At 70.3% G+C, this 5,705-nt stretch carries 4 protein-coding genes and 1 tRNA gene; all 5 read left to right on the forward strand.

Annotated elements, in window-relative coordinates:
• On the forward strand, positions 1–1,008 hold a 1,008-nt coding region (locus AC1U7O_RS10775; protein WP_479894777.1), incomplete at its 5' end, for a DUF3187 family protein.
• Between the two features lie 154 nt (positions 1,009–1,162).
• Positions 1,163–3,118 carry a 1-deoxy-D-xylulose-5-phosphate synthase gene (dxs, locus tag AC1U7O_RS10780; protein WP_479894779.1) on the forward strand — a complete coding sequence of 652 codons (1,956 nt, stop codon included), beginning with the start codon at positions 1,163–1,165 and terminating at the stop codon, positions 3,116–3,118.
• Between the two features lie 20 nt (positions 3,119–3,138).
• Entirely contained in the window at positions 3,139–4,335 is a 1,197-nt protein-coding gene (gene ispG, locus AC1U7O_RS10785) for a flavodoxin-dependent (E)-4-hydroxy-3-methylbut-2-enyl-diphosphate synthase (protein ID WP_479894780.1), read from the forward strand.
• Between the two features lie 50 nt (positions 4,336–4,385).
• Positions 4,386–4,461: transfer RNA gene (locus tag AC1U7O_RS10790), tRNA-Cys, on the forward strand.
• 368 nt (positions 4,462–4,829) lie between these two features.
• A partial coding sequence (locus AC1U7O_RS10795; protein WP_479894782.1) for a caspase family protein occupies positions 4,830–5,705 on the forward strand: 876 nt, incomplete at its 3' end.

The raw sequence follows: 5,705 nt of genomic DNA on the forward strand, positions 1-5,705 counted from the left end.
GGGGGGGGGCGGCCGGCTGTCTGGGCGGCGGCGCTCGTTCTGGCGACGGCGGCGGTCGCGGCGGCGGACTCGGCGCCGGAGGGATTCGGGCCGTTCTCCGTCCGCAACTTCCAACCCTTCCAGCTCCTCGTGCTCGGCATGCCGGGGGACCGGGCCGCGGTGATGCCGAAGGGGGCGCTGGACATCCGGGTCGAGCTGGCCCAGACCGCCAGCATCTTCGACAGCAACACGCCGCCCGTGAACGCGGTCGTGAAGTTCGAGCAGCTCCGCTCGGGGCTGTTTCTCCGCTACGGCCTGGCCGAGCGGCTGGAGGTCGGGCTGGAGATCCCGGCCCTCTACCGCTGGCAGGGGTTCGGCAACGGCGCGATCAAGGCGGTCGAGGGGATCACGAGCGGGGTCGCGCCGGCGCGCAAGAGTCTCCAGAGCACGCCCTACGCCTACAGCGTGACCAAGAACGGGCAGACGCTCTTCAGCGGGCCGGACGGGGCGCTCGGGCTCGGCGATACCACGATCAGCGCGAAATACCAGGTCGTGAAAGAAACGTCGCTGCTGCCGGCCGTGTCGGTCCGCGGCGCGATCAAGGTGCCGACGGGAGACGCGGGCGAGTTCTTCGGGAGCGGCCATCCGGACTTCGGTCTGGGCGTCGCGCTGGAGAAGAGGCTGGCCCCGCACTGGATCGTCCATCAGAACCTCAACGGCATCTTCCCCACCGGCACGATCTCCGGCCTGACGCTCCAGCCCGGCCTCTCCTCGATCACGGCGGTCGAGTATCTCTGGTCGCGGGCCCTGTCCCTCACGGCGCAGTTCGATTACTACTCCAGCTTCTATCGGAACGCCGGCTCGCCGGTCCTGGACAAGGGCGTGACCGAGGCCACGGTGGGGTTCAGCTACCTGCTGCGGCCGACCCTGCTCTGGCAGATGTACGCGGTCGAAAACCTGGACTTCATCACGGGCAGCGCCGCCGACTTCACGCTGGCGACGGTGGTGACGTACCGCTTCGGGCACTGACCCCCGGGTAGGGTGAAACGCTTGACTATGGCCGGATGATGTGGGAGACTGCCGGGCATCCTGCGATGCGACCGCCAGGCTCCGCGGGCGCTCCCCCGGCGCCCCGCGCACCCGACCGTCGGCGGTCTCCCATAACCGTACAGAGGCGAACCCCATGGCTTTGCTGAAGCAGATTCACAGTCCCTTGGACCTGAAGCGGCTGACGCCGGAGGACCTGCCGGCGCTGTCCGCCGAAATCCGCGAGCAGATCATCTCCGTCGTGTCCGACGTCGGGGGCCATCTGGCGTCCAACCTGGGCGTGGTGGAGCTGACGGTGGCCCTCCACTACCTGCTCGACACGCCCAAGGACCTGATCGTCTGGGACACGAGCAACCAGGCCTATACCCACAAGCTGCTCACCGGCCGCCGCGAGCAGTTCCACACGCTCCGGCAGTACGGCGGGCTGAGCGGGTTCTGTAAGCGCGAAGAAAGCGTCTTCGACACCTTCAACGCGGGCCACGCCGGCACCGGCGTCTCCGCCGCGCTCGGCATGGTGGAGGCCCGGGAGCAGCTCGGGCAGACGCACAAGGTCGTCTGCGTGGTCGGCGACGGGGCGCTCACGGCCGGGATGACGCTGGAGGGGCTGCACCACGCCGGCGGGCTGGGCAAGGACTTCCTGGTGGTCCTCAACGACAACCAGATGTCCATCTCCAAGAACGTGGGCGCGATCTCGGCCTACCTGAGCCGCACCTTCACCGGCGAGTTCTACACGCGGGTCAAGGAGGAGACCGGCCAGTTCCTGCGGGCCATCCCGCAGATCGGCCGGGAGGTCGAGAAGATCGCGAGGAAGGCGCAGGAGCTGGCCAAGGGCCTGATCCTGCCGGGTCTGCTGTTCGAGGAGCTGGGGTTCCGGTACGTGGGGCCGATCGACGGGCACCGCTTCGACCACCTGCTGCCCACGCTGGAGAACGTGCTCAGGCTCAAGGGCCCGACCCTCCTCCACGTCATCACGAAGAAGGGGCTGGGCTACGAGCCGGCCGTCATGAACCCGGTCTGGTTCCACGCCTGCCCGCCCTTCGTGCGCGCGACGGGCGAGCCGGCGAAGAAGCCCTCGCGCCCCTCCTACACGACGCTCGCGGTCAACGCGCTGGTGGGGCTGGCGCGCGCGGATCGGCGCATCGTCGCCGTCACGGCGGCCATGTGCGAGGGGACGGGGCTCACGGCCTTCGAGAAGGAGTTTCCCGACCGGCTCTACGACGTCGGCATCGCCGAGCAGCACGCGGTCACCTTCGCCGCGGGGCTGGCCGCCCGGGGGCTCCGGCCCGTCGTGGCCATGTACTCGACGTTCCTGCAGCGGGCCTACGACCAGGTCGTGCACGACGTGGCGACCCAGAACCTGCCGGTCACCTTCTGCATCGACCGCGGGGGCCTCGTGGCGGAGGACGGGACGACGCACCACGGCGCCTTCGACTACGCCTACCTGCGCCATGTCCCCAACATGGTCGTGATGGCGCCCAAGGACGAGAACGAGCTGCAGCACATGGTCAAGACCTGCCTGGCCTACGAGGGGCCGGCCGCGGTCCGCTATCCGCGCGGCACCAGCCTCGGCGTGCCGATGGACCCGGCGCCGGTCGCTCTGCCGCTCGGCAAGGGCGAGCTGCTCCGGGACGGCACGGACGTGGCCCTGGTGGCCGTCGGCGTGACGGTCTGGGAAGCGATGGCGGCGGCCGAACGGCTGGCGGCGGAGGGCGTCTCCTGCGCGGTCGTCAACGCGCGCTTCGTCAAGCCGCTCGACGCGGACCTGATCGAGCGGGTGGCGCGCCGGGTGCGCGGCCTCGTGACGGTCGAGGAGGGGAGCCGCATGGGCGGCTTCGGCTCCGCCGTCCTGGAATGCCTGTCCGACCGGGGCGTCGTCGGCCTGCCGACCAGGCTCATCGGGCTGCCGGACCGGTACATCGAGCAGGGTCCGCAGGACCTCCTGCGGGAAAAGTACGGGCTCACGGCCGAGGGGATCTACGAGGCGGCGAAGGCGCTGCTCGCCGGCGCGGCCGCCGAGAGCCTCCGGGAGGCGCGGGCGCTCGCCGGCTGGTCGGCGCGGCGGGAGCGCCGCGCCGACGACCAGGGGAGTTGAGGGGGCGAGGCGGAGCGGCCATGTACATCACCAGGCGCAAGACGAGGCAGATCACGGTCGGGTCCGTCAAGATCGGCGGCGACGCGCCGATCTCCGTCCAGTCCATGTGCTCGACCGACACGCGGGACGTCGCCGCGACGATCGAGCAGATTCGGCGGCTGGAGGAGGCGGGCTGCGAGCTGATCCGGGTCGCGGTCCCGGACGCGGAGGCCGCGGCGGCGCTGCCGAAGATCAAGGCCGCCATGACCGTCCCGCTCATCGCGGACATCCACTTCGACCACCGGCTCGCGCTCAAGGCCGCCGAGGTCGTGGACTGCGTCCGGATCAACCCGGGCAACATCGGCGCCTGGTGGAAGGTGACCGAGGTCATCAAGGCGGTGACCGACCGGGGCATCCCCCTGCGCGTCGGCGTGAACGGCGGGTCCCTGGAGCGCGACCTGCTGGAGAAGTACGGCTACCCCACGGCCGAGGCGCTGGCCGAGTCCGCCCTGAACGCCGTCCATGCGCTGGAGGACGTCGGCTTCACCAACATGAAGGTGTCGCTCAAGGCCTCCGACGTCCACATGGCCGTGGACGCCTACTGGCTCTTCTCGCAGCAGTCGAACTACCCGCTGCACCTCGGCATCACCGAGGCCGGCACGGTGCTGACCGGCGCGGTCAAGTCCGCCGTCGGCATCGGCTGGCTGCTCTCGCAGGGCATCGGCGACACGATCCGCGTCTCGCTGGCCGCCGACCCGGTGGAGGAGGTGCGGGTCGGGTTCGAGATCCTCAAGTCGCTGGAGCTGCGCCATCGCGGGATCAACGTCATCGCCTGCCCCACCTGCGGCCGGGTGGAGATCGACGTCGTCAAGATGGCCGACGAGCTGGAGAAGCGGCTCGGCCACATCCGCACGCCGCTGAACGTCTCGGTCCTGGGCTGCGTCGTCAACGGCATCGGCGAGGGCAAGGAGGCGGACATCGGCATCGCCGGGGGGGAGGGAGTCGGGATCCTCTTCAAGAAGGGCAAGCTGGTCCGCAGGGTGCCCATGGCCGAGCTCATGGACACGCTCATCGAGGAAGTCGAGCTCATGGCCAAGGAGCGGGAGGCCGAGGGCGCGAACGGTGCGCCGGCCTCCGAGCGTAACGGCGGAGCCCGGCACGAAACGGCGGCTCCGGCGGCGCCGCCGGCTTCCGTGCCCTCATCCCGCGAGCTGCCCGTCCTGCCGAACCGGCGCTGACCCGCCGTCGGTTGTCTTTCAAATCCCCCGCTCGCTATAATGCGCGGCAAGGCGCCGTACCCAAGTGGCTAAGGGAGCAGTCTGCAAAACTGCGATGCGGCGGTTCGAACCCGCCCGGCGCCTCCACCCCCTCGCTCGTCCGGCCGTCCCCGTCCCCTCTGCGCGGCCGGCCCCACCCGTCGCGGCCCTTCCCTTCACCACCGGCCCGGCGGCCGTCGCTCCGGCCGACCACGTACGCCATTCGGCGTATGGGCGTCGGGGGGGCGGGCGGGGTAGGCTCCCCCTTGACGGCGACGGCCGGCACGCTACAATACCGCCGTCCCGGACGATGGCCGAGGTGGCATCCCCCGGTTCGTTCGTCGTGAGCCCGTCGAACCAGGAACGGGCGGTCGTGGGTGGACAGGCCCTTCGACCGGCTCAGGGCGAACGGCGTGTGGCCGGGATGCCCCATCGTGGTTGTCTCTTCTGGGGTGAGCCGACCCGCGAGGTGCCGCATGCGCTGTCGATTTCTGCTCGGCCTCCTGGCCGCCCTGCTGCTCGTGCTCGATTCCGTCGCGCCGCTTCGCGCCGACCAGCGCGACCTCGCTGCCACGCCGCGGGCTGCACCGCCCGTGGTGCCGATCAGCGGCGAGTACTGGGCGCTGATCATCGGCATTGACCGGTACCGGCACGCGCCCACGCTCCGGAGCGCGGTCAAGGACGCGACCGGCGTGCGCGACGTGCTCGTCTCGCGGTATGGGTTCGCCCCGGAACGGGTCATCGTCCTGCTGGACGAGCAGGCCACGCGGACGACCATCGAGCAGGAGCTCTACCGCCTGGGCCAGCTCGCCAAGCCGGACGACAGCGTGCTCATCTACTACGCCGGCCACGGGCAGTACGACGACGAGGGGCGGCTCGGCTGGTGGGTGCCGGTCGAGGGCCAGCCGAACCAGCCGGGGACCTTCATCACCAACGCCTCGATCCGGGACTACATCGCCGGGATGAAGGCCAAGCACGTCTATCTGGTGGCGGACTCCTGCTTCAGCGGGACGCTGTTCGGGCAGCGGGCCGCAATGCCGGTGAACGACAAGACGCTGGCGAAGCTGGCAGCCAAGCGATCCCGCTGGGGCCTGACCTCGGGCGGGACGGAGCCGGTGGCGGACGAGGGGCGGGAGGGGCACAGTGTCTTCGCCTACCACTTCATCACGTTGCTGCGCGAGAACCAGGAGCCCTACCTAGTGCCCAGCCGGATTTATGCGGAGCTGCTGCCGCTGGTGGGGAACAACACGGACCAGACGCCGCGGAGCGAACCCTTGAAGGGGGCAGGGGATGACGGCGGGCAGTTCGTGTTCCGGCTGGTGTCCGCGAGCGGCGGCCCGGTGCCGCCCTCT

It is taken from the genome of Candidatus Nitrospira neuquenensis (assembly GCF_979578155.1).